At 71.4% G+C, this 26,888-nt stretch carries 24 protein-coding genes; 13 read left to right on the top strand and 11 right to left on the bottom strand.

Translation table 11 applies throughout. The features are described from left to right. The first annotated feature begins 253 nt into the window (after nucleotides 1–253). Nucleotides 254–2,779, top strand: a complete 2,526-nt coding sequence (locus tag MQE23_RS19590) for an ATP-dependent Clp protease ATP-binding subunit (protein WP_020270125.1) — start codon at nucleotides 254–256, stop codon at nucleotides 2,777–2,779. A gap of 80 nt (nucleotides 2,780–2,859) precedes the next feature. Here MQE23_RS19590 and MQE23_RS19585 read toward each other — a convergent pair whose 3' ends face one another. Continuing rightward, nucleotides 2,860–3,492: an HAD family acid phosphatase gene (locus MQE23_RS19585; protein WP_037667053.1), complete on the bottom strand. Its 633-nt coding sequence runs from the start codon at nucleotides 3,490–3,492 to the stop codon at nucleotides 2,860–2,862. 439 nt (nucleotides 3,493–3,931) lie between these two features. Here MQE23_RS19585 and MQE23_RS19580 point away from each other — a divergent pair, with 439 nt between their 5' ends. After that, nucleotides 3,932–4,645, top strand: a complete 714-nt coding sequence (locus MQE23_RS19580; protein WP_020270123.1) for a M23 family metallopeptidase — start codon at nucleotides 3,932–3,934, stop codon at nucleotides 4,643–4,645. An 18-nt stretch (nucleotides 4,646–4,663) separates the two neighbouring features. Here the strand turns inward: MQE23_RS19580 and MQE23_RS19575 are convergent, their stop codons facing one another. Beyond that, on the bottom strand, nucleotides 4,664–5,260 hold the full coding sequence (locus tag MQE23_RS19575; RefSeq protein WP_020270122.1) for a TetR/AcrR family transcriptional regulator: 597 nt from the start codon (nucleotides 5,258–5,260) through the stop codon (nucleotides 4,664–4,666). Nucleotides 5,261–5,384: 124 nt separating this feature from the next. Here MQE23_RS19575 and MQE23_RS19570 point away from each other — a divergent pair, with 124 nt between their 5' ends. The 3 genes from MQE23_RS19570 (at nucleotide 5,385) to MQE23_RS19560 (ending at nucleotide 8,023) form a co-directional block, all read left to right on the top strand. Further along, entirely contained in the window at nucleotides 5,385–6,974 is a 1,590-nt protein-coding gene (locus MQE23_RS19570) for an MDR family MFS transporter (protein WP_020270121.1), read from the top strand. A 105-nt stretch (nucleotides 6,975–7,079) separates the two neighbouring features. Further along, on the top strand, nucleotides 7,080–7,514 hold the full coding sequence (locus MQE23_RS19565; RefSeq protein ID WP_020270120.1) for a helix-turn-helix transcriptional regulator: 435 nt from the start codon (nucleotides 7,080–7,082) through the stop codon (nucleotides 7,512–7,514). Between the two features lie 62 nt (nucleotides 7,515–7,576). After that, nucleotides 7,577–8,023, top strand: a complete 447-nt coding sequence (locus tag MQE23_RS19560; protein ID WP_243379715.1) for a VOC family protein — start codon at nucleotides 7,577–7,579, stop codon at nucleotides 8,021–8,023. A gap of 18 nt (nucleotides 8,024–8,041) precedes the next feature. Here MQE23_RS19560 and cseC read toward each other — a convergent pair whose 3' ends face one another. The 5 genes from cseC to MQE23_RS19535 all read right to left on the bottom strand — a co-directional run bounded on the left by cseC (nucleotide 8,042) and on the right by MQE23_RS19535 (nucleotide 12,636). Then, nucleotides 8,042–9,385, bottom strand: a complete 1,344-nt coding sequence (gene cseC, locus MQE23_RS19555) for a two-component system sensor histidine kinase CseC (protein ID WP_020270118.1) — start codon at nucleotides 9,383–9,385, stop codon at nucleotides 8,042–8,044. Between the two features lie 9 nt (nucleotides 9,386–9,394). Continuing rightward, nucleotides 9,395–10,096, bottom strand: a complete 702-nt coding sequence (gene cseB, locus MQE23_RS19550) for a two-component system response regulator CseB (RefSeq protein ID WP_020270117.1) — start codon at nucleotides 10,094–10,096, stop codon at nucleotides 9,395–9,397. A gap of 137 nt (nucleotides 10,097–10,233) precedes the next feature. Then, a complete protein-coding gene (locus MQE23_RS19545; protein ID WP_020270115.1) occupies nucleotides 10,234–10,890 on the bottom strand; it encodes a hypothetical protein in 657 nt (218 codons plus the stop codon). Further along, a complete protein-coding gene (locus tag MQE23_RS19540; RefSeq protein ID WP_010048809.1) occupies nucleotides 10,878–11,417 on the bottom strand; it encodes a SigE family RNA polymerase sigma factor in 540 nt (179 codons plus the stop codon). Before MQE23_RS19540 ends, MQE23_RS19545 begins: the two co-directional genes overlap by 13 nt. A 283-nt stretch (nucleotides 11,418–11,700) precedes the next feature. Beyond that, a complete protein-coding gene (locus tag MQE23_RS19535) occupies nucleotides 11,701–12,636 on the bottom strand; it encodes an A/G-specific adenine glycosylase (protein ID WP_243379714.1) in 936 nt (311 codons plus the stop codon). A 119-nt stretch (nucleotides 12,637–12,755) separates the two neighbouring features. Here MQE23_RS19535 and MQE23_RS19530 point away from each other — a divergent pair, with 119 nt between their 5' ends. Then, a complete protein-coding gene (locus tag MQE23_RS19530) occupies nucleotides 12,756–14,363 on the top strand; it encodes a histidine kinase (protein WP_243379713.1) in 1,608 nt (535 codons plus the stop codon). After that, on the top strand, nucleotides 14,360–15,016 hold the full coding sequence (locus MQE23_RS19525; protein WP_020275627.1) for a response regulator transcription factor: 657 nt from the start codon (nucleotides 14,360–14,362) through the stop codon (nucleotides 15,014–15,016). The genes MQE23_RS19530 and MQE23_RS19525 overlap by 4 nt, the downstream gene beginning before the upstream one ends. Nucleotides 15,017–15,136: 120 nt before the next feature. Here MQE23_RS19525 and MQE23_RS19520 read toward each other — a convergent pair whose 3' ends face one another. Next, nucleotides 15,137–15,778 (bottom strand): phosphatase PAP2 family protein, encoded by a 642-nt coding sequence (locus MQE23_RS19520; protein ID WP_243379712.1) that lies wholly within the window; start codon nucleotides 15,776–15,778, stop codon nucleotides 15,137–15,139. Nucleotides 15,779–15,953: 175 nt separating this feature from the next. Between MQE23_RS19520 and MQE23_RS19515 the strand changes: the two genes are divergently transcribed. Next, nucleotides 15,954–16,829, top strand: coding sequence for a hypothetical protein (locus MQE23_RS19515; protein WP_082320029.1), 876 nt, complete (start codon nucleotides 15,954–15,956; stop codon nucleotides 16,827–16,829). Between the two features lie 112 nt (nucleotides 16,830–16,941). On the opposite strand, the gene disA is transcribed toward MQE23_RS19515, so the two are convergent. After that, entirely contained in the window at nucleotides 16,942–18,066 is a 1,125-nt protein-coding gene (disA, locus tag MQE23_RS19510; RefSeq protein ID WP_029181796.1) for a DNA integrity scanning diadenylate cyclase DisA, read from the bottom strand. 80 nt (nucleotides 18,067–18,146) lie between these two features. Beyond that, a complete protein-coding gene (gene radA / locus MQE23_RS19505; protein ID WP_020275630.1) occupies nucleotides 18,147–19,556 on the bottom strand; it encodes a DNA repair protein RadA in 1,410 nt (469 codons plus the stop codon). Nucleotides 19,557–19,752: 196 nt separating this feature from the next. Here radA and MQE23_RS19500 point away from each other — a divergent pair, with 196 nt between their 5' ends. Next, entirely contained in the window at nucleotides 19,753–21,474 is a 1,722-nt protein-coding gene (locus MQE23_RS19500) for a hypothetical protein (RefSeq protein WP_243379711.1), read from the top strand. A gap of 4 nt (nucleotides 21,475–21,478) precedes the next feature. On the opposite strand, the gene MQE23_RS19495 is transcribed toward MQE23_RS19500, so the two are convergent. Then, a complete protein-coding gene (locus MQE23_RS19495) occupies nucleotides 21,479–22,294 on the bottom strand; it encodes a hypothetical protein (protein WP_037672020.1) in 816 nt (271 codons plus the stop codon). Between the two features lie 71 nt (nucleotides 22,295–22,365). Here MQE23_RS19495 and MQE23_RS19490 point away from each other — a divergent pair, with 71 nt between their 5' ends. The 4 genes from MQE23_RS19490 (at nucleotide 22,366) to ilvD (ending at nucleotide 26,836) form a co-directional block, all read left to right on the top strand. Then, nucleotides 22,366–23,298, top strand: a complete 933-nt coding sequence (locus MQE23_RS19490; RefSeq protein ID WP_243379710.1) for a Ppx/GppA phosphatase family protein — start codon at nucleotides 22,366–22,368, stop codon at nucleotides 23,296–23,298. Between the two features lie 93 nt (nucleotides 23,299–23,391). Next, on the top strand, nucleotides 23,392–24,216 hold the full coding sequence (locus MQE23_RS19485) for a sugar phosphate isomerase/epimerase (protein ID WP_243379709.1): 825 nt from the start codon (nucleotides 23,392–23,394) through the stop codon (nucleotides 24,214–24,216). Continuing rightward, nucleotides 24,213–24,851 (top strand): TetR family transcriptional regulator, encoded by a 639-nt coding sequence (locus tag MQE23_RS19480; protein WP_020275634.1) that lies wholly within the window; start codon nucleotides 24,213–24,215, stop codon nucleotides 24,849–24,851. Before MQE23_RS19485 ends, MQE23_RS19480 begins: the two co-directional genes overlap by 4 nt. 131 nt (nucleotides 24,852–24,982) lie before the next feature. Next, nucleotides 24,983–26,836: a dihydroxy-acid dehydratase gene (gene ilvD / locus MQE23_RS19475; protein WP_020275635.1), complete on the top strand. Its 1,854-nt coding sequence runs from the start codon at nucleotides 24,983–24,985 to the stop codon at nucleotides 26,834–26,836. The last annotated feature ends 52 nt before the right edge of the window (nucleotides 26,837–26,888 follow it).

Genomic DNA, 26,888 nt, shown 5'->3' with positions numbered 1-26,888 from the left:
TGGGAGGGGGCGACACGCAGGAAAGGCCGTCTCACGTTCGCCATGGGCGTACTGGCGAAGGGGGTAACTGCCTGGCCTGCGGGAACATCGTCTCGCACCATCGGGTTGGAGCAGATGTCGGCGTTCGGGGTCAGGAGGCCAAGGACGGTGTCGGCAGTTGGAATGAGCGGTCCCCGCTTGCGGGACTAAGCTGCGGAAGGACAGGGAGGGGAAGTTCCCCCCACTGCCTGACCGCTCTGAGGAGCGATTAACGATGTTCGAGAGGTTCACCGACCGCGCGCGGCGGGTTGTCGTCCTGGCTCAGGAAGAAGCCCGGATGCTCAACCACAACTACATCGGCACTGAGCACATCCTCCTGGGCCTGATCCACGAGGGTGAAGGTGTCGCCGCCAAGGCCCTTGAGAGCCTCGGGATTTCGCTCGAGGCGGTCCGCCAGCAGGTGGAGGAGATCATCGGCCAGGGCCAGCAGGCCCCGTCGGGTCACATCCCCTTCACCCCCCGTGCCAAGAAGGTCCTGGAGCTGTCGCTCCGCGAGGCCCTTCAGCTGGGCCACAACTACATCGGCACGGAGCACATCCTGCTCGGCCTGATCCGCGAGGGCGAGGGCGTCGCCGCCCAGGTCCTGGTCAAGCTGGGCGCAGATCTGAACCGCGTGCGGCAGCAGGTGATCCAGCTGCTCTCCGGTTACCAGGGCAAGGAGACCGCCACCGCCGGCGGTCCTGCCGAGGGCACGCCCTCCACGTCCCTGGTCCTCGACCAGTTCGGCCGGAACCTCACCCAGGCCGCTCGTGAGTCCAAGCTCGACCCGGTCATCGGGCGCGAGAAGGAGATCGAGCGGGTCATGCAGGTGCTGTCCCGCCGGACGAAGAACAACCCGGTCCTGATCGGTGAGCCCGGTGTCGGCAAGACCGCCGTCGTCGAGGGCCTCGCCCAGGCCATCGTCAAGGGCGAGGTGCCCGAGACCCTCAAGGACAAGCACCTCTACACCCTGGACCTCGGCGCCCTGGTCGCCGGCTCCCGCTACCGCGGTGACTTCGAGGAGCGCCTGAAGAAGGTGCTCAAGGAGATCCGCACCCGCGGCGACATCATCCTGTTCATCGACGAGCTGCACACGCTGGTCGGTGCGGGTGCCGCCGAGGGCGCCATCGACGCGGCTTCGATCCTGAAGCCGATGCTGGCCCGCGGCGAGCTCCAGACCATCGGTGCGACCACGCTGGACGAGTACCGCAAGCACCTGGAGAAGGACGCGGCCCTCGAGCGCCGCTTCCAGCCCATCCAGGTCGCGGAGCCGTCCCTGCCGCACACGATCGAGATCCTCAAGGGTCTCCGTGACCGTTACGAGGCGCACCACCGCGTCTCCATCACGGACGAGGCGCTGGTCCAGGCCGCCACCCTGGCCGACCGGTACATCTCGGACCGCTTCCTGCCGGACAAGGCGATCGACCTGATCGACGAGGCCGGATCCAGGATGCGCATCCGCCGGATGACCGCGCCGCCGGACCTGCGCGAGTTCGACGAGAAGATCGCCGGCGTCCGCCGCGACAAGGAGTCCGCGATCGACTCGCAGGACTTCGAGAAGGCCGCCTCCCTCCGCGACAAGGAGAAGCAGCTCCTGGCCGCCAAGGCCAAGCGGGAGAAGGAGTGGAAGGCCGGCGACATGGATGTCGTCGCCGAGGTCGACGGCGAGCTGATCGCCGAGGTCCTCGCCACGGCCACGGGCATCCCGGTCTTCAAGCTGACCGAGGAGGAGTCCAGCCGCCTGCTCCGCATGGAGGACGAGCTCCACAAGCGGGTCATCGGCCAGAACGACGCCGTCAAGGCGCTGTCGAAGGCGATCCGCCGTACGCGTGCCGGTCTGAAGGACCCGAAGCGTCCCGGTGGCTCGTTCATCTTCGCCGGCCCGTCCGGTGTCGGTAAGACCGAGCTGTCCAAGGCGCTCGCCGAGTTCCTCTTCGGTGACGAGGACGCGCTGATCTCCCTCGACATGTCGGAGTTCAGCGAGAAGCACACGGTGTCGCGTCTCTTCGGTTCGCCCCCCGGTTACGTGGGCTACGAAGAGGGCGGCCAGCTGACGGAGAAGGTCCGCCGCAAGCCGTTCTCGGTCGTCCTCTTCGACGAGGTCGAGAAGGCTCACCCGGACATCTTCAACTCGCTGCTGCAGATCCTGGAGGACGGTCGCCTGACCGACTCCCAGGGCCGGGTCGTGGACTTCAAGAACACGGTCATCATCATGACGACCAACCTCGGCACCCGGGACATCTCCAAGGGCTTCAACCTGGGCTTCGCGGCCTCGGGTGACACGAAGACCAACTACGAGCGCATGAAGAACAAGGTCTCGGACGAGCTCAAGCAGCACTTCCGGCCCGAGTTCCTCAACCGCGTCGACGACGTGGTCGTGTTCCCGCAGCTGACCCAGGAAGACATCCTGCGGATCGTCGACCTGATGATCAGCAAGGTGGACGAGCGCCTGAAGGACCGGGACATGGGCATCGAGCTCGCCCAGTCCGCCAAGGAGCTCCTCGCCAAGAAGGGCTACGACCCCGTCATGGGCGCCCGGCCGCTGCGCCGGACGATCCAGCGCGAGATCGAGGACAGCCTGTCGGAGAAGATCCTCTTCGGCGAGCTGCGCCCCGGTCACATCGTGGTCGTGGACACCGAGGGCGAGGGCGAGACCAAGACCTTCACCTTCCGGGGTGAGGAGAAGTCGGCCCTGCCGGACGTCCCGCCGATCGAGCAGGCGGCCGGTGGCACGGGTCCGAACCTGAGCAAGGACGTGTAAGCGTCACGGTCGAATGAGAGGGGCCGGTGCTGAAAAGCACCGGCCCTCTTGCATGCCCCGAGGGCGGACGAGCTCCCGCCCTACGACAGCTGCCCGTCGTAGTCCGGCAGCTTGTACGTCTTCTCGGCGTGGCCGCCGGAGAGGTCGGTGGCGCTGTTGCCGATGTTCGCGATGATCGTGTAGCCCTTCTTCTCGACGTCGACGCGCTGGGCCGTCTTGTATTCGGCGACGTTCTTGAAGAGGTCGATGAAGTTCCGGACGTAGAGGCCGGAGACCTGGTATCCGGCCTGCTTGAGGTTGTACTCGGTGAACGAGTAGATGATGTCCGGGCGGGCGGTCACGAAGAACAGGGCGACGCCGCGCTCCTGGGCGTATCTGGCGGCCTCCAGGACCGGCTTGTTGGCCGGCTGCGGGTAGCTGAAGCCGAAGTCGGTCTCCAGCGTGGTGTTGTCGATGTCGAAGACGATCGCCTGCTTCTCGCCCGGCTTGGCTGCCGCGATCCGCTGCTTCAGATAGGGCAGTGCCTGGTCCATCACCGCCTGGCAGTCCTTCTGCCAGGTCGCGTAGTCGACGTCTGCGGCGGCGGCCGCGGTGACCGCGGTGGTGGCACCGGCGGGGGCCGCGGCGTCGGCCGGTGCGGCCATCGCCACGAGGGCGGCCGCCGAGACGGCGGTCACTGATGCGCGGCGCAGCCAGGGGCGTCGGGTCTGCATGTCGTGGGGGTCCTCTCACGTCCGTGACGCTTCAACATGTCGTGTGCATGTTCGTGGGCGAGGGTGGCGCGAGGGGAACCGTAGGGTTACCGGACGGTAGGTGCATAGAGGCGTGCGCCACATTTCCGGAATGGCTGAAGAGGGCCCCCGGTGACATGCCGCACAGGCGATATGTCCGTTACTAGGCGGAATAGTGCTGAACGGGCCGGGAGGAAAGGGATTCTTGCCCTGTAGGGCGGGCCGAACTGCAGTGTGTTGCGGTGATTCGTCCCGAATGAGTGTCATGTCAAGAGACGTAGAACACTGAACGAAGTTACTAACTTAGGCCGTAGATCACCCTTTTGGGAGTTTGTCGGACTTCGGGTTACCAAGGGATGGCCATTCGGCGAGCGACTGTGCGCCGGGTGGTTTTCTCCGTCCCCTTCCACGCGAGGTTTCGATGTCCCAGCGCGTCACGTCCCGTTCTTCCCGTACGTCCCAGCTCCGCACCCGTGCGACCGTGCTGGCCGCCGGCCTCGGTGTCTCGGTCGCACTGGGAGCCGGGGTCGCGTCCGCCGCCGACACCACGGCCGCGTCCGGTACCGCCAGTGCCGTCCAGGCGCAGGCCGCCGCCCAGGCCAAGGCCGCCAAGGCCGAGGCCGCGAAGGCGGAGAAGGCCGCCAAGGCCGCCGCAGCGAAGAAGGCCGCCGCCGCCAAGAAGGCCGCCGTGAAGAAGGCCGCCCAGAAGGCCAAGCCGTCCTGGGTCGACCCGGTGAAGAAGTACACGCTCTCCGCGAGCTTCGCCCAGGCCGGTGGCATGTGGCAGTCCAAGCACAGCGGGCAGGACTTCGCCGTGCCGAGCGGCACCCAGGTCGTCGCCGCCCACGGCGGCACCGTCGTCAAGGCCGGCGGCAACGGCGCCGGTGACGGCCCCGCGTACGGCAACGCCGTCGTGATCAAGCACGGCAACGGCACGTACTCGCAGTACGCCCACCTGTCGAAGGTCGAGGTGAGGACCGGCCAGGTCGTCAAGACCGGCCAGGAGATAGCCCGCTCCGGCAACACCGGTAACTCGAGCGGCCCGCACCTGCACTTCGAGATCCGTACGACCCCGAACTACGGCTCGGCGGTCGACCCGGTGAAGTTCCTGCGCGCCAAGGGCGTCAAGGTCTGACGACTCGGGCCACCGGCCCTAGGAGCCCTGAGCTCCTTCGTGGGCCTGGGTCACCAGGTCCGTGGCGACCTCGAGGACGGCTTTGTTCTTGTCCTCGGGGTCGCCTTCCAGGTCCTGGAGCAGGAACATCCCGGCGTGCAGCGTGAAGATCGCGCTGACGCAGCGGACCTGGTCGACCAGGTCGGCCTCCGGGTCGATGATGATGTCGCGCAGACCGCGGATGCGCTCCTTGAAGGAGTCGCCGATCCGCAGCTCCCGCACCGTCGCCTGGTTGTCGTGCATGAACCGGAACAGCGGCGTGGCGCCGGCCAGGGTCTCCGCGTAACGGCGGATGATCTCCTGTTTGGTGTCGAGCGTGTGCGGCTGCTGCCGCCCCCACTCGATCAGCTCCTCGATCGGCTTCGTGAGGTCCTCGAAGATGCTGACGAGGATCTCTTCCTTCGTCTTGAAGTGGTAGTAGAGCGCCGCCTTGGTGACCTCCAGGCGTTCCGCGATCTCGCGCAGTGAGGTCTTCTCGTAGCCCTGCTCCGCGAAGAGTTCGAGGGCCACGTCCTGGATGCGCTGGCGGGTGTCCCCGCGGCGCCGATGCCTGGTGCCGTCCATGGTGCCGCCCATCCTCCTACGCCGCTCCCTTTCCATAAAACTTACTTGACGCCCGGCTAGTTCCGCGGCTAGCTTCCCAGTGTATTCACTAGCCGGTCGGCAAGTAAGTAGCGGTAGCTGGGGGAGTGGGAAAGCAATGGCGGACACGACGGACACACCGGCGGTCGGCGCCGACACCGGGGGCAAACAGCCGAGGAGCGTGCGGGTCGTCCTGCTCGCGCTGATGATCGCGATGATGCTCGCGATGCTCGACAACATGATCATCGGTACGGCGATGCCGACGATCGTCGGTGAGCTGGGCGGCCTCGAACACCTCTCGTGGGTGGTCACCGCGTACACGCTCGCGACCGCGGCCTCCACCCCGCTGTGGGGCAAGCTCGGCGACATGTACGGCCGCAAGGGCACGTTCATGACGTCGATCGTCCTCTTCCTGATCGGCTCCGCGCTCAGCGGCATGGCCCAGAACATGGGCGAGCTGATCGGCTTCCGCGCGATCCAGGGCCTCGGTGCCGGCGGTCTGATGGTCGGCGTCATGGCGATCATCGGTGACCTGATCCCGCCCCGGGAGCGCGGCAAGTACCAGGGCATGATGGCCGGCGTCATGGCGCTGGCGATGATCGGCGGCCCGCTGGTCGGCGGCACGATCACCGACCACTGGGGCTGGCGCTGGGCGTTCTACATCAACCTGCCCCTCGGCGTGGTCGCGCTGGCCGCCATCAGTGTGGTGCTGCACCTGCCGAAGAAGCGCTCCGAGGCGCGGATCGACTACCTGGGCGCCGCCCTGCTGACCGTCGGCATCACCGCGATCGTGCTCGTCACCACCTGGGGCGGCACGGAGTACGCCTGGAGCTCCGCGCGGATCATGGAGCTGATCGGCATCGGTGTCGCCGCGCTCGTCGGGTTCGTGTTCTGGCAGACCAAGGCGGCCGAGCCGGTGGTGCCGCTGCACATCTTCCGCAGCCGCAACTTCACGCTGATGTCGGTCATCGGCTTCATCACCGGGTTCGTGATGTTCGGCGCGACGCTGTTCCTGCCGCTGTACCAGCAGTCCGTGCAGGGCGCCTCCGCGACGAACTCCGGGCTGCTGCTCCTGCCGATGCTCGGCGCGATGCTGGTGACCTCGATGGTCGCCGGCCGGGTCACCACGAACACCGGACGGTACAAGGTCTTCCCGATCCTCGGCAGCGTCCTGATGACCGTCGGCCTGTACCTGCTGTCCACGATGGACACGGGGACCTCGCGGTTCACGTCCGGCGTCTTCATGGCCGTGGTCGGGTTCGGCATGGGCTGCCTGATGCAGATCACCATGCTGGTCGCGCAGAACAGCGTGGAGATGAAGGACATGGGCGTGGCGTCCTCGTCGACCACCCTCTTCCGCACCCTCGGGTCCTCCTTCGGCGTCGCGATCATGGGCGCGCTCTTCAACAACCGCGTCCAGGACGTCATGGCCGAGCGGGGCGGTGCGCTGGGCTCCAAGATCACCGAGCAGTCGGCGCAGCTCGACGCCAAGAGCCTGGAGAAGCTCCCGGTGCTGGTCCGGGAGGCGTACCAGCACGCGGTGTCCGCCGGTACGCACTCGGCGTTCCTGCTGGGAGCCGTGGTGGCGGTGTTCGCCCTGGCGGCGGCCGTGTTCGTCAAGGAGGTCCCGCTCAAGGGGGCGGGACCGAAGGCGGAGGACGAGCCGGACGCCCCGGCGGCGCAGCCGCCCGTGGCGGAGACCGTCTGACCGGACCGCATGACAAAGGCCCCCGGGGTTCTCCACCCCGGGGGCCTCCGTCATGCGCCGGTCGCACAGACCCCGCTGTCAGACCCTCGTGCCACCATCGGATCCATGGACAAGATGCGGCAGGTGCGCCTCGCCAAGGACGCCATGGACCGGGACTGGGCCGATCCGGACCTGGACCTGGGCGCCGTGGCCGCACACGCCGGGTACTCGCGGTATCACTTCATCCGCGCCTTCAAGGAGGCGTACGGCGAGACCCCCGGGCAGTACCTCACGCACCGCCGCATAGAACGCGCCGAGGACCTGCTGCGCACCGCGAACCTGTCGGTGACGGAGATCTGCCACCTGGTCGGCTTCAGCAGCGTCGGCACGTTCTCGGCCCGGTTCAAGGCCTGGACCGGCCTGACGCCCAGCGAGTACCGGACGAAGCACGTGGGCCGCGGAGCGGCACTCATACCGGGCTGCTACGCCATGCTGTGGGCCGGCGGCTTCCGATCGGCACCCGGCCCAGGGCAACAGCGCAATTCCGGAGAAGCGGGCTGACACCCCCGCTGCCTACGGTTGCAGGGCAAGCCCCAACCGGCCCCGACCAGCAGGAGCACGCCATGATCAAGGGTCTCGCCATCTCGACCGTCTGGGTCCTCGACCAGGACCGGGCCAAGAAGTTCTACACCGAGAAACTGGGCCTGGAGGTCCGTACGGACATGACCATGGGCGAGGGCGGCATGCGCTGGCTCACCGTCGGCTCGCCGAACCAGCCCGACGTGGAGCTCACGCTGATGGTGCCCGGCGGGCCCGCGATGGACCCCGAGTCCGCCGAGATGCTCCGCAAGCTGGTGACGAAGGGCGCGCTCGGCGCCGGCGTGCTGACCACCGACGACATCCACGGCGACTACAAGAAGCTCAAGGACCGGGGCGTGGAGTTCCTCCAGGAGCCGCAGGAGCGCCCGTACGGCACGGAGGCGCTGTTCCGTGACGACTCCGGCAACTGGTTCTCCTTCACACAGCCCCGGGAGGGCGGACTCGACCTGGACCAGGACTGGACCTGCTGACCGCCCTGCGGACACGCCCTAGGACAGCATCGGATAACTCCCCGTGTTCGTCGGCGCGTGCTCCGGCAGCCACAGCACCGCCACCGCGCCCTCGGCCGGTACGCCCTCCGGCGCGCCCGGTGTGCGGACGTTCCGGAAGGTCAGCCGGGCGCCCAGCACCCGGGCCTGCCCGGCCGCGATGGTCAGGCCGAGGCCGTGGCCGTGCCCGGCCCGGTCCTTGCTGCCGGTGCGGAAGCGGCTCGGCCCCTCGGCGAGCAGGTCCTCGGGGAAGCCCGGGCCGTGGTCCCGGACGCGGATGACCCGGCCCTCGACGGTGACCTCGATGGGCGGCTTGCCGTGCCGGGCCGCGTTGGCGAGCAGGTTGAACAGCACCCGCTCCAGGCGCCGGGGGTCGGTGGTGACCGCCGACTCGTGCACGATCCGCACCTCGGCATCCGGGTCCTTGGCCGCCACCCGCCGGGCGACGAACTCGCCCAGCATGATGTCCTGGAGCTCCGCCCGCTCCGAGGCCCCGTCCAGCCGGGCCACCTCCAGCACGTCCTCCACGAGCGTGCGCATGGCCTTCGCCCGGTCCAGCACCAGCTCGGTCGGGCGTCCGGGCGGCAGCAGTTCGGCGGCGGTCAGCAGCCCGGTCACCGGCGTGCGCAGCTCGTGCGCGATGTCGGCGGTGACCCGCCGCTCGGCCTCGATCCGCTGCCGCAGCGTGTCCGCCATGGCGTCCACCGCGCTCGCCAGGTCGTCGGTCTCGTCCCGGACGACCCCGCCCATGGCATCCCGCACCCGCACGTCCGTCTCGCCGCCGGCGAGCTGGCTGGCCGCGACGGCCGCCTTGCGCAGCCGCCGCGAGAGGTGCCCGCCGATGAGCACGCCGAGCGCGCTACCGCCCAGGACGACCGCGATGGAGCCGATGAGCAGGGCCTGGTCGAGGTCCTGGAGGATGTCCGAGCTGCGGTCGGTGAAGCCCGAGTGCAGGGACATGACATGCCCGTTCTTCAGCGGCACCGCGGCCCATATGTCGGGCACGTCACCGGGCCGGTCCGCCACGTACGTCGCCCGCTGGCCCGCCTCCACCCGCTGCCGCAGCGCCGCCGGCAGGTTCGGGTCGTCGATCTTGGTGTTGGGGAAGTTCATCCGCCCCGACAGCTCGAAGTTGCGCTGGGCGATCATGATGCGCTCGTCGGCGAGGTCGCGCGCGTTGTCCAGCATCGACACCCGGGCGGCGTTGTGCACGACCAGGCTCAGCGCGACCGCCACCAACGCCCCGACCAGCGCGATGGCCGCGCTCAGCTTCCATCTGAGGCCCGTGCGGATGCCCGCCCGCTCCAAGCCCGTGGCGACCAGGCGCCGGAAGTGCCCCCTCATAACCCCTGCTCAGGCCTTCAACTTGTAGCCGAAGCCGCGGACCGTCTCGATGCGGTCCTGGCCGATCTTCTGCCGCAGCCGCTGCACGTGCACGTCGACGACGCGGGTGTCCCCGCCCCAGCCGTAGTCCCACACCCGCTCCAGCAGCTTGTCGCGGGAGAGCACGGTGCCCGGCGCCGTGGAGAACTCCAGCAGCAGCCGCATCTCGGTCGGCGTCAGCGCCACCGGCTGCCCGGCCCGGTGGACCTCCATGCCCTCGGTGTCGACCTCCAGATCCCCGAAGGTCAGCACACCGCCGCTGGCCGGGGAGGCCGGCTCCTCGGCCCGGCCGCCGCCCGCGTGCCCGAACCGGCGCAGCACCGCGCGGATCCGGGCGACCAGCACGGCACCGTCGAACGGCTTGGTCACATAGTCGTCGGCGCCCGCCTCCAGTCCCAGCACGACATCGATGGAGTCGGCCCGCGCCGACAGCATGATGACCGGCACGGTCGACTCGTCCCGGATACGGCGGCACAGGCTGACCCCGTCGAGGCCGGGAACCATGACGTCCAGCAGCGCGATGTCGGGGCGGTCCGCTCGGAACGCCTCCAGGCCCGACAGCCCGTCGGGCATGGCGGTGACCACGAAGCCGTCCCGTTCCAGGGCGAGCTGCGTGGCCTCACGGATGACGTCGTCGTCCTCGACGAACAGGACGTGGGTCTGGTCTGCCATCCCGGTGCTCTCAGTCCTCGTGTGGTTCGTGGGGTGCGTTCTGTCGCGTTCTCTGAGGGGGACGCGCGATCCGTGTGATGCGTTCACCGGGGGATCGGTCCGAGCGGCCCGATCGGTTCACGCGCCCTGCGCCCACGTCAGCTCGCGGGCTCCGGCGAGGGGGTGTCGCCGCCGACCTTCCCGTAGTCGTTGTGCGTGCGGTACTCCTCGTCGAACCGGCCGGAGGCCCATCTGTACGTGATCACGTTCTCCCCGGAGGGGCTCGACACCGGGTCGCCCTTCTCGTACACCTGCTTGGTCACGACCAGGTCGCCGCGGTCGATCTCCGCGTAGACCGGGGTCTCCTCCGCCTTGAACACATTCTTGTACGAGCCGTCCTGCTCGCGGTACACGTAACTGCCCACACCCACAGCGTCACCGCAGGTCAGCACGTTGACAACCACGTCGTCGCCCGATCCGCCGGTCAGGTTGCCGTAGGACACGTCGACGGGGTACTCGTCGGCGACGCACGGCTTCAGCTCGCGCTTCACCTCGGGGGAGACCTTCGGGTCGTGCTTGACGAGCCGGACGGCGTCGACCGTTTCGGGCGTCTTCGACGGCGCTGCGGACGGTGTGGCGGCAGCGGCGCCCGCCACCGAGTCGGAGTGGGCCGGGCCCTCGTCACGGGCGCCGGTGCCGCCCGCACCGCACGCGGACACGGAAAGGCCGAGGGCGGCGAGCACGGCCAGGGCCGTACTCACCGCCTGGATGCTGCCCGGGGTCCGTGCAGACCCCTCGCCGGTCAGGCCGCGCACCGCTCCCGCTCCTCACGCTCCAGCGCGCGTGCGTCCAGGTCGCGGGACTCCAGCTCCTCGCGGAGCCGGGCGAGCGCCCGGTGCAGCGTGCTCTTGACCGTTCCGGCCGACATGCCGAGGGCGGCGGCCGTCTCCTCCGTGGACATCTGCTCCCAGTGTCGCAGTACGACGACACTGCGCTGCTTCGGGGCGAGCACCTTCAGGACGTCCATCAGCAGGGCGCGGTCCGCGTGCTGCTCGGTGGAGTCGTCGACCGAGGCGTCCGGGAGCTGCTCGGTCGGCACCTCCTCCAGCTTGCGGGCCCGCCACCACTCCGTCCGCGTGTTGATCATCACCCGGCGCAGGTAGGCGTCCGCCAGCCGCTTGTCCTCGATGGTCTCCCAGCGGCCGTACGTCCGGACCAGTGCGGTCTGGAGCAGGTCCTGCGCGTCCGTCGGGTCCGGGACCAGGCGGCGGGCACTGCGCAGCAGCGCGTCCTGCCGCGTGCGGACGTACTCCTCGAACTCGAGCACCTCGCCCTGCGCCATGGTGAACCGCCTCCCGTTTCCCCGTTACGGCCGACTTCCCGCCGCCCGTGCACTGCCTGTGTTCCTTGGTCGTCCCGTGTCTTCCGGGAACGGAATTGAAGGTACGGAGGCGTTGTCACGGCACTGTCCGAAGCAGCCTTCGGCTAGCACTCGGCTGTCCGTCGGTTGTGTAACGGACGTCGGAACGGGGTAAAACCGTGGGCGCTTTGGGGCGGGTTCCGGGTGATTTGCCCGCCCCGCGATCACTGTGACGCGCGACCCGCGTCTGTGACCTGCCTGTACGTCAGGTCAGCGGCAGCCGGTACAGCCCGCCCGCCAGCGGCTCCACGAGACCGTCGGCGACGAGGCCGTCCAGCGCGCGGGCCCGCTGCACCGGCTCGTGCCACACCCGGTCCAGCGCCGACTGCGGCACCGGACCGTGGGCCTCCCGCAGCACGGCGAGCAGCCGCCCGCGCACCTGCCGGTCGGTGCCCGCGTACGTCTGACCGCGGCGCGGCGGCCCGTCGTGCTCCGGCTTGCCCGCCAGCCGCCACGCGCACTGCGCGGCGATCGGGCAGCGGTGGCACGACTCGCTCTTCGCCGTGCACACCAGCGCGCCCAGCTCCATCGAGGCGGCGGCCCAGCGGGCGGCCGTCGGTTCGTCCTCGGGCAGCAGCGCGCGGGCCAGCTTGCGTTCGGCGGCGGTGGTGGCGTTCGGCGGGTACTGCACGCCGGTGACCGCGCGGGCGAAGACCCGGCGCACGTTGGTGTCCAGCACCGGGTGGCGCTGCCCGTAGGCGAAGGAGGCGACGGCGGCGGCCGTGTACTCGCCGATGCCGGGCAGCGCCAGCAGCCGGGCGTGGTCGGCCGGTACGTCACCGCCGTGCCGTTCCGTTATCGCGACGGCGGCGCCGTGCAGCCTGAGGGCGCGGCGCGGGTAGCCGAGCCGGCCCCAGGCGCGGACCGCCTCACCCGGCGCCTCCTTGGCCAGGTCGGCGGGGCGCGGCCAGCGGGCCAGCCACTGCTCGTAGACGGGCAGGACGCGGTTCACCGGCGTCTGCTGGAGCATGAACTCACTGACCATCACCCCCCACGCCCCGGCCTCGGGGCGCCGCCACGGCAGGTCACGGGCGTTCTCGTCGAACCAGTCGATGACGGGGGCGTGCAGGTGCTCGCCGGAGGGCGGGCCGGAGGCGGGGCCGGCGGGGCTGGTGTGCGGGGGCTTCGTGGGAGCAGTCATGGCCATTCGATCCTGCCACGCGGAGACGGCGATCCGGGCACACCACCACCCAGGAGGGACAGGCGTACCTGACGATCAGCAGCAGTGCCGCCCTGCCGCCCGCCTATAGCGTCGGGCGAATGGAACGTCCTCGTCCCACCCGGCCTGTCGGGGTACTGGGCGGCCAAGCCCTGCTCTGGGCGGCCCTCGCCCTGCCCGCACTCACGGCGGACCGGCTCGGGCTGAACGAGCCGCGTCCGGCCTGGCAGCAGGCGGCCGGTGTGGCGGTGCTGGCGGTCGCGGTGGCCCTGTCCCGGCGGCTGCCGCTCGCGGCTTTCGGGCTGACCGCAGCCCTGGGCCTCGCCGCCGCGCCGGCCCTGTTCACCGTCTCCTACGGCCCCGCCCTCGGCGTGTTCGCGCTGCTGCTCGGTCTGCGGGCGGGCCGGGCGCGCCGCGCGGTGCTGTGCTTCGCGGCCGTCGGCTGCGCCGGCACCGCCCGGATCGTGGTCGTCGGCGTCGACCCGGCCCCGGAGTGGCTCGTCATGACGGGCACGCTGCTCTTCGGCTGCGTCTTCCCCTGGCTCGGCGGTCGCTACTGGCGGCAGAGCCGCGAGCTGGCCGAGGCGGGCTGGCTGCGCGCCGCCCGGCTGGAGGACGAGGCCCGCTTCGCAGAGGAACGCGCCCGGCTGCGCGAACGGGCCCGGATCGCCCAGGACATGCACGACTCCCTCGGCCACGAGCTGAGCCTCATCGCCCTGCGCGCGAGCGCCCTCCAGGTCGCCCCCGGCCTCGCCGGTGAGCACCGGTCCGCGGCGGCCGACCTGCGCGCGGCCGCCGCCGACGCGACGGACCGGCTGCACCGCATCATCGGCGTCCTGCGCGAGGACGACGAGCCCGTGCCGCTCGCCCCGGCGGGCGAGACGCTGGAGCAACTCGTCGCCCGCGCCGCGGAATCGGGTCTGCCGGTGCGCTGGGAGCCCGCCGGGCAGGGCGGCCCGGCCGCGGAGCCCGGCGGGGTCGCCGAACGGCTGCTGCACCGCGTGGTCCGGGAGGCACTGACCAACGCGGCACGGCACGCGCCGGGCGCTCCCGTGACCGTGGCGGTGACGGGACGGACCGCGGGCACGGGGAGGGCCGCGGGGACGTCCGTCACCGTCACCAACGGCCCGCCCGCCCAGAAGGGTTCCCGCCCCGCCGGCGGTGGTACGGGCCTGCTCGGGCTGCGGGCCGCCGTGACCGCCGTCGGCGGCACGTTCGAGTCGGGACCACACGAGGAGGGGTTCCGGGTATCGGCATACGTCCCCGACGCCCCCGAGCAGCAGTCCACCGCCAGGCCCCCGGGCCCCGCGCCCTTCCGGCACGCCCGCCGCCGCGTCGCCGTCGGCTTCGGCACGGCGGCCGGTGTGGGCGTCGTTCTGGTCGGCGTGGCGTTCGGCTGGTACGCGTACGCGGAGAAGCACTCGGTGCTCGAACCCGCCGCGTACGCGAAACTGCGCCTGGGCACCCCGGCGGCCGAGGTCGAACACGTGCTGCCCGAACGCGACGTGCACGACCCGCCCGACGACCGGGCCCCTGCCCCGCCCGAGGGAGCCGACTGCCGCTACTACCGGGCGAGCGGTGAACTGTTCGTCTCCGTCGACCACTTCAGACTGTGCTTCGACGCCGGCCGGCTCGTCGCCAAGGACGTCGTCCCGCGTATCGGTCTGCCCGGCGAGGGCCGAGAGGAATACGAGGAGTTCGCACAGTGATCCGCGTTCTGCTGGCCGACGACGAGGCCATGGTCCGGGCGGGAGTACGCGCCATCCTGGGCAGCAGCGGCGTGACGGACGTCGTCGCCGAGGCGGGCGACGGCCGCGAGGCGGTCGAGCTGGCCCGCGCCCACCGCCCCGACGTGGCCCTGCTCGACATCCGCATGCCGCGCATGGACGGCCTCACGGCGGCGGAGGAGATCGTACGGACCGTGCCCGGCACGGCCGTCGCGATGCTCACCACCTTCTCCGAGGGCGCCTACGTGACCCGCGCCCTCGGCGGCGGCGCCACCGGCTTCCTGCTGAAGTCCGGGGACCCGTACGAACTCATCGCCGGCGTACGGGCGGTGGCGGCCGGGGCCGCGTTCCTCTCACCCAAGGTGGCCCGGTACGTCATCGACGAGGGCCTCGGCGGCGGCCGTCTCACCCGAGAGGCCCGGGCACGCGCGCGCGTGGCCGTGCTGAGCCCCCGCGAACGCGAGGTGCTCGGCCTGGTCGGGGCCGGCCTCTCCAACCCGGAGATCGCCGCCCGGCTGCACCTCGTCGAGGGCACGGTGAAGGCGTATGTGAGCGCGGTCCTGGACCGGCTGGGCGTGCGCAACCGGGTGCAGGCGGCGATCGTGGCGTACGAGGCGGGGCTCGTGGAGTCGTGACGCCCCGGACCGGCTCAGCGGAGTCGTGACGCCCCGGACCGGCTCAGCGGAGTCGTGACGCCTCGGGTCGGCCCAGCGGTGGGGGCGCGTCCCGGCTCGGCGACGCGCATGCGGGCCCCCTCAGCGCCGCGCGTGCGAGCCGTACGACGTGACTCGCGCCGCGCCCGGTCCGGTGAACCACCGCATGGCCGGCGCCGACGAGGTGCGCATCGCCTCGGCCAGCCGCGTCGCCGGGCCCCTGCCCAGCCGTACGGCGACGAGGGCGACGAGCGTGCCCAGCACCAGCCCCGCGAGGACGTCGTGCGGATAGTGCACGCCGACGAAGACCCGGGAGAAGGCCATGAGCAGCGCGAGCGGTGCCGTCAGCCACAGGAGCGCGCGCCGGACCAGGGCCAGGGCGACCGCCGCCGCGCCCGCGATCGTGGCGTGGTTGGACGGGAACGACCAGTCGCCGTGCGGCGGGCACTCGGCGAGGGACGCGGCCGCACCGGCGACCGCCCGGCACGGACGCTCCTGTGTGACCGCGGACTTGAGCACCTCGCTGCACACGTACGCCACGGCCGTGGCCACGGGTGCAAGGGCCGCGATCGCGAACGCGTGGGGAGTGTCGCGGCGGGCACGCCACCAGGCGGTGGCGAACAGCGCGACGAAGACGAGCAGTCCGGCCTCCGTCCATATGCCGGCCCCGTGCTGTACCCACATCGGGGTGTCATGGGCGAAGTCGGTGATGTCGCGGTAGAGCGCGCTGTCCTCGGAGTTCATGGTCACGGACGGTAGGCGGAAGGTCGGTACCGTCACACCCAGCGATCGTCGCGTGCCGTACCTGTCGAAAGACAGGGGTGGACCCCGGGATTCCGAGATGATGATCCGGAAAAGTTGTGGCCCCGAGCGGCGGGTGGGACCGGCGAACGCGCCGATCTCTCGTAAGGTTTGCGCCGTGGGATCTCTGCGCAATCCGGTCGGGCCGCTTCCCTCCTCCATCTACTGGCGTCGGAGGGTCGTACTGGTGTCTGTAGTCGCCCTGTTGGCGCTGCTGATCACCTGGATCGTGACCATGGGCGGCGGGGGCGGCAAGGACGGCGACAACGGCGCCAACGGCAAGAATCCCGCGCCCTCCATCACACCCGGCCCGTCGAGCTCGGGTCCGGCCATCAGCCAAGCGCCGGGCGGACGTGACGAGTCGGGCGGCGCGGGCTCCGGCGGCTCGTCGTCCGGGTCCGGGGACGGTTCCGGCGACGGCTCGGGTGACGGCTCCGGGGACGGTTCCGGCTCGGGCTCCGGCGGCGGTTCCGGCTCGGGCGGCTCGGGTGGCTCCGAGGGGTCGAGCGGTGTCGGTGGATCCGGTGGCGGTACGGCGGTGGGCGGCGTCGGCGTGGGCGTGGGTGACACGCTGCCGGCCGGTTCCACGCTGCCCAACTGCACCGCCAGCGTCGTCAAGTTCAGCCTGCGCAGCCGGCACAACACCTACGACCCCGAGCAGACGCCCACGTTCCTGCTGACCGCGCGGAACATCTCCGGCAGCGACTGCAAGATCGATCTCGGGCCGAAGAACGCGGTGTTCACGGTCACCCCGGCGAGCTCCGACGACGACTACTGGTCGTCCAAGGACTGCCCCAAGGCCGCCGCGCACCAGCTGTACCGGGTGCCCGCCGGCAGCGGCATCACCTACACCGTGAACTGGGACCGCAAGCCGAGCGCTCCCGAGTGCGCCACGCCTCCGGCGGGCTCGGCCGGGACGGGCACGTACCTGGTGGAAGCGAAGGCTCCGGGCTTTGCGAAGGTGCAGACGTCGTTCGTGCTGTCGGCCGACTAGCACCCGGCGGCTCAGACACCTGAGGGCGGTACCCCTTGCCGGGGTACCGCCCTCAGCCGTTTCAAGGGTTCCAGCCGGTGCAGCCGTCCCAGCTCAAGCGATGACGTGAGCGTCAGACGTACCGCTCCAGGATCGACGACTCCGCCAGCCGCGACAGCCCCTCCCGGACGCTGCGCGCCCGGGCCTCGCCGACGCCGTCCACCGTCTGGAGGTCGTCGACGCTCGCGGCGAGCAGCTTCTGGAGGCCGCCGAAGTGCTCGACCAGGCGGTCGATGATCGCGCCGGGGAGCCGGGGCACCTTGGCGAGCAGGCGGAAGCCACGCGGAGACACCGCCGAGTCCAGCGTCTCGGGCGAGCCGGTGTAGCCCAACGCCCGGGCCACCGTGGGCAGTTCGAGAAGCTCGGCGTGGGTGAGGGCGTCCAGCTCGGCCAGCGCCTCGTCGACCGTGCGGGAGCGCTTGGCGGTGGGCTCGGGCACGTAGTCCCGGACGACCAGCTCGCGCTCGGGCTCCACGCCGGCGATCAGCTCGTCGAGCTGGAGGGCCAGCAGCCGGCCGTCCGTGCCCAGCTCCACCACGTACTCGGCGATCTCCGTGGCGATGCGGCGCACCATCTCCAGGCGCTGGGCGACCGCCGAGACGTCCCGGACGGTCACCAGGTCCTCGATCTCCAGCGCCGACAGCGTGCCCGCGACCTCGTCGAGGCGGAGCTTGTAGCGCTCCAGGGTCGCCAGGGCCTGGTTGGCACGGGACAGGATCGCCGCCGAGTCCTCCAGGACGCGGCGCTGGCCGTCCACGTACAGGGCGATCAGCCGCATCGACTGGGAGACCGAGACGACCGGGAAGCCGACCTGCTTGCTGACGCGGTCCGCGGTGCGGTGCCGGGTGCCCGTCTCCTCCGTGGGGATCGTCGGGTCCGGGACCAGCTGCACGCCCGCGCGCAGGATCTTCGACAGGTCCGAGGACAGCACGATGCCGCCGTCCAGCTTGCACAGCTCGCGCAGACGGGTCGCGGTGAACTCGACGTCCAGCACGAAACCGCCGGTACAGAGCGCCTCGACCGTCTTGTCGGAGCCGAGGACGATGAGTCCGCCGGTGTTGCCGCGGAGCACGCGCTCCAGGCCGTCACGCAGGGCGGTGCCGGGTGCCACGGCGCTCAGCGAGGCGCGCATCAGGCCATCGGTACCGGCACTCCCGCCGGACTTTCCGGGAGCTGATGCCCGGTCGTTGGCTGCCACTGCACTCCTCCGGTCGCAGGTTCTGGGCGCCCCCGTGTCGCGCGCTCGGTTCGCACGGACGGGCGAGACCAGGGCAAAGTCTACCGGCGACCCTCCTCGTCCCGGGGGGCCTCTCTGCGACGGGACCGGGGGAGGACCCGCAGGGCGTCCCCTATGTCCGCTACCTCCAGGACCTTCATACCCGAGGGAATCTTGCCCGGGTCGCCCGGTACGAGGGCGTGTGTGAAGCCCAGACGGTGGGCTTCGGCCAGCCTGCGCTGCACACCAGTGACCCGTCTCACCTCGCCGGCGAGACCGACTTCCCCGATCGCGACGAGGTTCTTGGGGAGAGGTGTGTCACTCGCCGCGCTGGCCAGGGCGAGGGCGACGGCCAGGTCCGCGGCGGGCTCCGAGAGCTTCACACCGCCGACCGTCGCGGAGTAGATGTCCCTCTTGCCCAAGGCGCTGATCCGGCCGCGCTGTTCCAGCACCGCGAGCATCATCGACACGCGGGAGGTCTCCAGGCCCGAGGTGGTGCGGCGCGGGGAGGGGATCTGCGAGTCGACCGTGAGCGCCTGGACCTCGGCGACCAGCGGGCGGCGGCCCTCCAGGGTGACGGTCAGGCAGGTGCCCGGGACCGGTTCGGCCCGACGGGTCAGGAAGAGTCCGCTCGGGTCGGCCAGGCCCGTGATGCCCTCGTCGTGCAGCTCGAAGCAGCCGACCTCGTCGGTGGTGCCGTAGCGGTTCTTGACGCCCCGGACGAGCCGGAGGCGGGCGTGCCGGTCGCCCTCGAAGCTCAGGACGACGTCCACGAGGTGCTCCAGGAGGCGCGGGCCCGCGATGGCGCCGTCCTTGGTGACATGGCCCACGAGCAGCGTGGACATGCCGCGCTCCTTGGAGGCCCGGATCAGGGCTCCGGCCACCTCCCGCACCTGGGCCATGCCGCCGGGCGCGCCGTCGATCTCCGGTGAGGCCACCGTCTGCACCGAGTCCATGATCAGCAGCGACGGCTTCACCGCGTCCAAGTGGCCCAGCACCGCCGCCAGATCCGTCTCCGCGGCCAGGTAGAGGTGGTCGTCGATGGCGCCGATGCGGTCGGCGCGCAGCCGGACCTGGCTCGCCGACTCCTCGCCCGTGACGTACAGCGTGCGGTGCTCGTCGCTCGCCGACTTGGCCGCCACGTCGAGCAGCAGCGTCGACTTGCCGACACCCGGCTCGCCCGCGACCAGCACGACCGCGCCGGGGACGAGTCCGCCGCCGAGCACGCGGTCCAGCTCGGGCACGCCGGTGGGGCGGGCGGTGGCCTGGCGGCCGTCCACCTGGCCGATGGGCAGGGCGGAGGTGGTGACCCGGCCCGGCGTCGTCGTACGGACCGCGGGCGCGCCGTACTCCTCGACCGTCCCCCAGGCCTGGCACTCGGGGCAGCGGCCGAGCCACTTCGCCGTCTGCCAGCCGCACTCCGTGCAGCGGTAGGACGGGCGGTCCTTGGTGGTCTTCGTACGGGCAGCCATGGACGAAACCGTAGCCGTCGGCACTGACAACGCGCGGACCGACCGGGGCGGCCACCTGTGCGCCAGGGCCCCGCCACCCCGCGCCAGCGCCGGAACCACTGGTTCATGTCCCCGATTGAGGGATCGTTTCACCCGTACGGATTAAATGTGCTCAAGCCGCCGTAAGGTGTCACTCCCGGCCCCCTACGGTCGCCGAATGATGAGCAGTACTCCGGAGATCTCGACCCGCTCCACCCGCACGGCCGGCCCGCACCGGGCGCACCGGGAAGCGCGTGACCGCGGGGCGGCGCGCACGCTGGCGCAGCGGCCGCCCGCGCGCTACGAGCCCTACCTGGACGGCCTGTTCACCTACTGCCTGTCCGTGCTGTGCGACCACGACGCCGCGACCGCAGCCCTGGGCGACGCCCTCGCCCTCGCCGAACGCCGCGGCCGGCACGTCCCCGACGCCCCCGCCGACCGCCGGGCGTGGCTGTACGCGCTGGCCCGCTGGGCGTGCCTGCGCAAGCTGGCCGAGGCCAAGCAGAAACGTCAGAGCAGTCATGCCGCCGGCCGCACGCAGTCCGCCGACCGGCCGTCCGGCCCGGCCGTCTCCGAGGAGGTCCAGGAGCGGCGGCGGCAGGAACTGGCCCTGCTGGCCTGGCCGGAGGCCGCCGGCACCGCCCCGGAGCAGCGCGAGGCGCTCGAACTGGCCGTGCGCCACCACCTCGCCGCCCACGAGGTCGCCGCCGTCCTGGGCATGGACCTGGCCGCCGCCCGCGACCTGCTCGCCTCCGCCGCCTGCGAGGTCGAACGCACGCGTGCGGCCCTCGCCGTCGTCGAGACCGGGGCGTGTCCGAGCGTCGCCCACCTCGTCGGCGAGGACCGGCCCGTGCTCGGCACGACCCTGCGCCGCGAACTCGTCCGGCACGTCGACGACTGCCCGCGCTGCCGCCGCACCGCCGAGCGCGCCATCCCCGGCCGCTGGCCCGGCACCAGCGTCACACCCGCCGAACTGCCCGTCCTGTCCGCCCCGCGCGCGGCCCTGCACGTCGCCATGGGCCGGCACGCACGCGCGCGTGGCGCCGGACCCCGCTTCGACCGGCGCGGCTTCCCGATGGACCCCAAGGACCGCGCCGCCCGAAGGGACCGCCTCCGCGCGCGTGCCGTCACGACGACCGTCGTCGCCACCGTCGTGGCCGCCCCCGTGCTCGCCCTGTGGGCCGCCTACCGGGGCACCCCCGTCGGCGAGGCCCAGGACGGCCGCTCCGCCTCCGCACGCGAGGCGGACGACCCGTTCGCCCTGGACGGCGAGATGGCCGGCGGCGGCTACGAGAACACCGGCAACGCGAGCACCAGGCCCGGCCCCCGCTTCCGCAAGGACGGCAAGGCCGACGTCTCCGTGGAGGTCCTCGGCGTCGCCGGCGCCGGCCGTACGAGCACCCTGGACGTCACGGCGGACAACAGCGGCGACACCACACTCGTCACCCTGACCGCCACGGGCCCGGCCCCGGTCCGCTGGTCCGCGTCCACGGGAGCGGACTGGCTCTACCTGAGCCAGTCGTCGGGAACGCTCCGGCCCGGCGAGTCGTTGACGATCAAGGTGTACGTCGACCATCTGCGGGAGCCCGCCGGCCCCTGGCACGCGCAGGTGGCGGTCGCACCGGTGGGCGCCGTCGTCCACATCGCGGGCTACGGCACCGCGCCCAGCCCCTCCGGCCCCGGCCCGCGCCCGGACCCCCACCCCAGCGACCCGGGCGACCCGCCCCCGACCCAGCCCGACCCGACGCCCTCGACCTCGGCACCACCGGACCCGGCGCCGACCACTCCGCCCCCGTCACCCGACCCGGACCCCACACCCACGGACCCGGACCCGTCGGACCCGACGGACTCGTCGCCCCCGCCCTCGGACAGCGGCGACCCGAGCCCGTCCACGTCCTAGACGGTCAGTCGACCGGATCCGCAGGATGCGGCGCCAGCAACGGCAGCTGCGAAGCAAGCCGCTCCTCGCACAGCTCGACCAGCCGGTCGTAGCCGGCCTTGCCCATCAGTTCGATCAGCTCCGGCCGGTAGGAGACGTACACCGGCTCGCCCGCGCCGTGCGCCGAGGTCGCCGAGGTGCACCACCAGTGCAGGTCGTGGCCGCCCGGCCCCCAGCCGCGGCGGTCGTACTCACCGATCGACACCTGGAGCACGCGCGTGTCGTCGGGCCGGTCGATCCACTCGTAGGTCCGCCGCACCGGCAGCTGCCAGCACACGTCCGGCTTGGTCTCCAGCGGTTCCCGGCCCTCCTTCAGGGCGAGGATGTGCAGCGAGCAGCCCGCGCCGCCCGCGAAGCCGGGCCGGTTCTGGAAGATGCACGAGCCCTGGAAGGGGCGCGTCTGCCGGTCCCCGTCCTCGTCCTCGGAGATCCAGCCGTTGCTCGTGCCCTCGGCGTGGTGCTGCCAGATGTCCGGGGTGAGCCTCGCCACATGCTCGGCGACCCGCTTCTCGTCGTCCTCGTCGGAGAAGTGGGCACCCAGCGTGCAGCACCCGTCGTCCGCGCGGCCGGCCTGGATGCCCTGGCAGCCGCTGCCGAAGATGCAGTTCCAGCGAGAGGTCAGCCATGTCAGATCGCAGCGGAAGACCTGCTCGTCGTCCGCCGGATCAGGAAACTCCACCCACGCGCGGGCGAAGTCGAGGCCCTTCTCGTCGGGACCCTTCTCGCCGGAGCGCGGGACGCCCGGTGATTTGTCGCGCTTCGCCTTTTTCGTCTTTGGCACGAGTCCAGAGTACGGGCCTTGTACCCACACCGAGGACGGCGGACGGCACGGCTGGCAGTAGCGTTCCGTACATGAGACTCGGTGTCCTCGACGTGGGATCGAACACGGTGCATCTGCTCGTGGTGGACGCGCACCCCGGCGCGTGCCCGTTGCCCGCGCACTCGCACAAGGCGGAACTGCGCCTCGCCCAGCTCCTCGACGACGACGGCGCGATAGGCCCCCAGGGCGTCGACCGGCTGATCTCGGTCGTCCAGGAGTCGCTCCAGGCCGCCGAGGACAAGGGCGTCGAGGACCTCCTGACGTTCGCCACCTCCGCCGTGCGCGAGGCCCGCAACGCCGACGACGTCCTCGCGCGCGTGCGCACCGAGACCGGCGTCGAGCTCCAGGTCCTCACGGGCGAGGAGGAAGCCCGCCTCACCTTCCTCGCCGCCCGCCGCTGGTTCGGCTGGTCGGCCGGGAAACTGCTGGTCCTGGACATCGGTGGCGGCTCCCTGGAGATCGCCTACGGCATCGACGAGGAGCCCGACGCGGCCGCCTCCCTGCCGCTGGGCGCCGGCCGCCTCACCGCAGGCTGGCTGCCCGGCGACCCGCCCGCCCCGGACGACGTCCGGGCGCTGCGCCGCCACGTCCGGACCGAGGTCGCCCGCACGGTCGGCGAGTTCAGCCGCTTCGGCCCGCCCGACCGCGTCGTCGCCACGTCCAAGACCTTCAAGCAACTCGCCCGCATCGCCGGCGCGGCCCGCTCCGCCGAGGGCCTCTACGTCCAGCGCGAACTCAAGCGGAAGTCCCTGGAGGAATGGGTCCCGAGGCTGGCCGGCATGACGGAGGCGGAACGGGCCGAGCTCCCGGGCGTCTCGGAGGGCAGGGCGGGCCAGCTGCTGGCGGGCGCCCTGGTGGCCGAGGCCGCGATGGACCTCTTCGGCGTGGAGCGCCTGGAGATCTGCCCGTGGGCACTGAGAGAGGGCGTGATCCTCCGCCGCCTGGATCACATGGAGTCGGTGTGAGCCCGCAGCGAGGGCGGGGCCGTCTATGGCAAACACCACAACGGCGAATAGGCACCCCGCTCCACCCCGACCACACCCCGTAATCTGTCCTGCATGGCAGAGCCAGCCGTAAGGATCCCGGACGCGAAGGTCGCCCTGTCGACGGCCTCGGTCTACCCGGAGTCGACGGCCACGGCCTTCGAGATCGCCGCGCGCCTGGGCTACGACGGAGTCGAGGTCATGGTCTGGACCGACCCGGTCAGCCAGGACATCGAGGCCCTGCGCAGACTCAGCGACTACCACCAGATCCCGGTCCTGGCCGTCCACGCCCCCTGCCTGCTCATCACGCAGCGCGTCTGGTCCACGGACCCCTGGACCAAGCTCCAGCGGGCCCGCGCGGCGGCCGAGAAGCTCGACGCGAGCACGGTCGTCGTCCACCCCCCGTTCCGCTGGCAGCGCCAGTACGCCAGGGACTTCGTCGCCGGCATCTGGCGCATGGCCAACGAGACGGACGTACGGTTCGCCGTCGAGAACATGTACCCCTGGCGCTACCGCGACCGCGAGATGCTGGCGTACGCCCCCGACTGGGACGTGACGAAGGACGACTACCGCCACTTCACGATCGACCTCAGCCACACCGCGACGGCCCGCAGCGACGCGCTGGCCATGGTCGACCGCATGGGCGACCGCCTGGGCCACGTCCACCTCGCCGACGGCAGGGGCTCGGCCAAGGACGAGCACCTCGTGCCCGGCCGCGGCACCCAGCCCTGCGCAGAGGTGCTGGAGCGGCTCGCCCTCACCGGCTTCGACGGGCACGTCGTGATCGAGGTCAACACCCGCCGCGCCATGTCCAGCGCGGAGCGCGAGGCCGACCTTGCGGAGGCACTGGCCTTCACGCGCCTGCACCTGGCCTCGGCGGTGAAGGTGCCGAGGCGATGAGCGACGTGCCCCCGGCCGGCACCGGCCCGGGCACGGGGGCCACCGCCCGCCGCCGAGGCCGCCCGCCGCGCACGGAGTCGGCCGACACCAGGGACCGCATCCTGACCGCCGCCCGTGAGGAGTTCTCCGAGCGCGGCTACGAGAAGACGTCCGTACGCGGCATCGCCAAGGCGGCCGGGGTCGACCCGGCGCTCGTGCACCACTACTTCGGGACGAAGGAGCAGGTCTTCGAGGCGGCGATCACCCTGTCCTTCGGACCCGCCCTCGACGCGCCGAAGGCCATCGAGGAGGGCCCGCTCGACGGCGTCGGGGAGCGCCTGGCCCGCTTCTTCTTCGGCGTCTGGGAGAACCCGGCGACCCGCGCGCCCCTGCTCGCCATCGTCCGCTCCGCCGTCACCAACGACACGGCGGCCGCCGTCTTCCGCCGTATCGTCGCCACCCAGGTGCTGCGCCGCATCGCGGGACAACTGGACCTGCCGGACGCGGAATTGCGGGCCGAGCTCGCCGCCGCCCAGCTCGTGGGCACCGCGATGCTGCGGTACGTCATCAAGGTCGAGCCGCTGGCCTCGGCGGACCCCGAGCAGATCATCGCGCGCCTGGCACCGGTCGTGCAGGGCCACCTCACCGGGTCCTGAACCGCCGCCGGCCGAGACATGCATCCCGCATTCCGGACACTCCGTCCCGCCCTCTGGATGACCGGCGTACGCTCGGTAGGAGTCAGAAATCTCCGAATCCTCTGACGCAGTCTCTGAAGGAGCGAGCGACGATGCCCGAGCTGAGGTCCCGCACAGTCACCCACGGCCGCAACATGGCGGGCGCCCGCGCCCTTATGCGCGCCTCCGGTGTACCGGGTGCGGACATCGGCCGCAAGCCGATCATCGCGGTCGCCAACAGTTTCACGGAGTTCGTGCCGGGCCACACCCACCTCCAGCCGGTGGGCAGGATCGTCAGCGAGGCGATCGTCGAGGCCGGCGGCATCCCGCGCGAGTTCAACACGATCGCCGTCGACGACGGCATCGCCATGGGCCACGGCGGCATGCTCTACAGCCTCCCCTCCCGCGACCTGATCGCGGACAGCGTGGAGTACATGGTCGAGGCCCACTGCGCCGACGCCCTGATCTGCATCTCCAACTGCGACAAGATCACCCCGGGCATGCTCAACGCGGCCCTGCGCCTGAACATCCCGACGGTCTTCGTCTCCGGCGGCCCGATGGAGTCCGGCCGGGCCACGCTCGTCGACGGCACGGTCCGCACGCTGGACCTGGTCGACGCGATGTCCGAGGCCGTGAACGAGAAGATCTCGGACGAGGACATCCTCCGCATCGAGGAGAACGCCTGTCCGACCTGCGGCAGCTGTTCCGGCATGTTCACCGCCAACTCGATGAACTGCCTGACCGAGGCCATCGGCCTCTCCCTCCCCGGCAACGGCTCGGTCCTGGCCACCCACACCGCGCGCAAGCAGCTCTACGTCGACGCGGCCAACACGGTCATGGACATCACCCGCCGCTACTACGAGCAGGACGACGAGACGGTCCTGCCGCGCAACGTCGCCACCTTCGCGGCCTTCGAGAACGCGATGGCCCTCGACATCGCGATGGGCGGCTCGACCAACACGATCCTGCACCTGCTGGCGGCGGCCCAGGAGGCCGGCGTCCCCTTCGGCCTGGAGGAGATCGACGCGGTCTCCCGCAGGGTCCCCTGCCTGGCCAAGGTGGCGCCGAACGTCGCCAAGGACCGCACGTACTACATGGAGGACGTGCACCGCGCCGGCGGCATCCCCGCCCTCCTCGGCGAGCTGCACCGCGCGGGCCTGCTCAACGAGGACGTGCACGCGGTCCACAGCCCGTCCCTGTCCGACTGGCTGAAGACCTGGGACGTGCGCGGCGGCTCCCCGTCCCCCGAGGCGGTCGAGCTGTGGCACGCGGCCCCCGGCTGCGTCCGCTCCGCCGAGGCCTTCTCCCAGTCCGAGCGCTGGGAGGCCCTCGACGAGGACGCCGAGGGCGGCTGCATCCGCTCCGTCGAGCACGCGTACTCCAAGGACGGCGGCCTCGCGGTCCTCAAGGGCAACCTCGCGGTCGACGGCTGCGTGGTGAAGACGGCCGGCGTCGACGAGTCGATCTGGACCTTCGAGGGCCCGGCGGTCGTCTGCGAGTCGCAGGAGGAGGCCGTCGAGAAGATCCTGCTGAAGCAGGTCAAGGAGGGCGACGTCGTCGTCATCCGCTACGAGGGCCCCAAGGGCGGCCCCGGCATGCAGGAGATGCTCTACCCGACCTCGTACCTGAAGGGCCGCGGCCTCGGCAAGGCCTGCGCCCTGATCACCGACGGCCGCTTCTCCGGCGGCACGTCCGGCCTCTCCATCGGCCACGCCTCGCCCGAGGCGGCCGCCGGCGGCACCATCGCCCTCGTCGAGGACGGCGACCGCATCCGCATCGACATCCCGAACCGCACCATCGAGCTCCTCGTCGACGACGCCGAGCTGGCCCGCCGCGAGCAGGCGCTGAACGGCGTGTACGCCCCGAAGAACCGCGACCGCAAGGTCTCGGCGGCACTGCGGGCCTACGCGGCGATGGCGACCAGCGCCGACAAGGGCGCCGTGCGGGACGTCACGAAGCTGGGCTGACCACTCCACGCACAAGGGCCGCCCCCGGTCTCCCGGGCGCGGCCCTTCCGCG

It is taken from the genome of Streptomyces sp. HP-A2021, assembly GCF_022807935.1.
In the GTDB taxonomy this organism is placed as follows: Bacteria; Actinomycetota; Actinomycetes; order Streptomycetales; family Streptomycetaceae; genus Streptomyces; species Streptomyces afghaniensis.
Note: the sequence above shows the minus strand (reverse complement) of the source record. Positions and strands in the feature narration are given on the sequence as shown.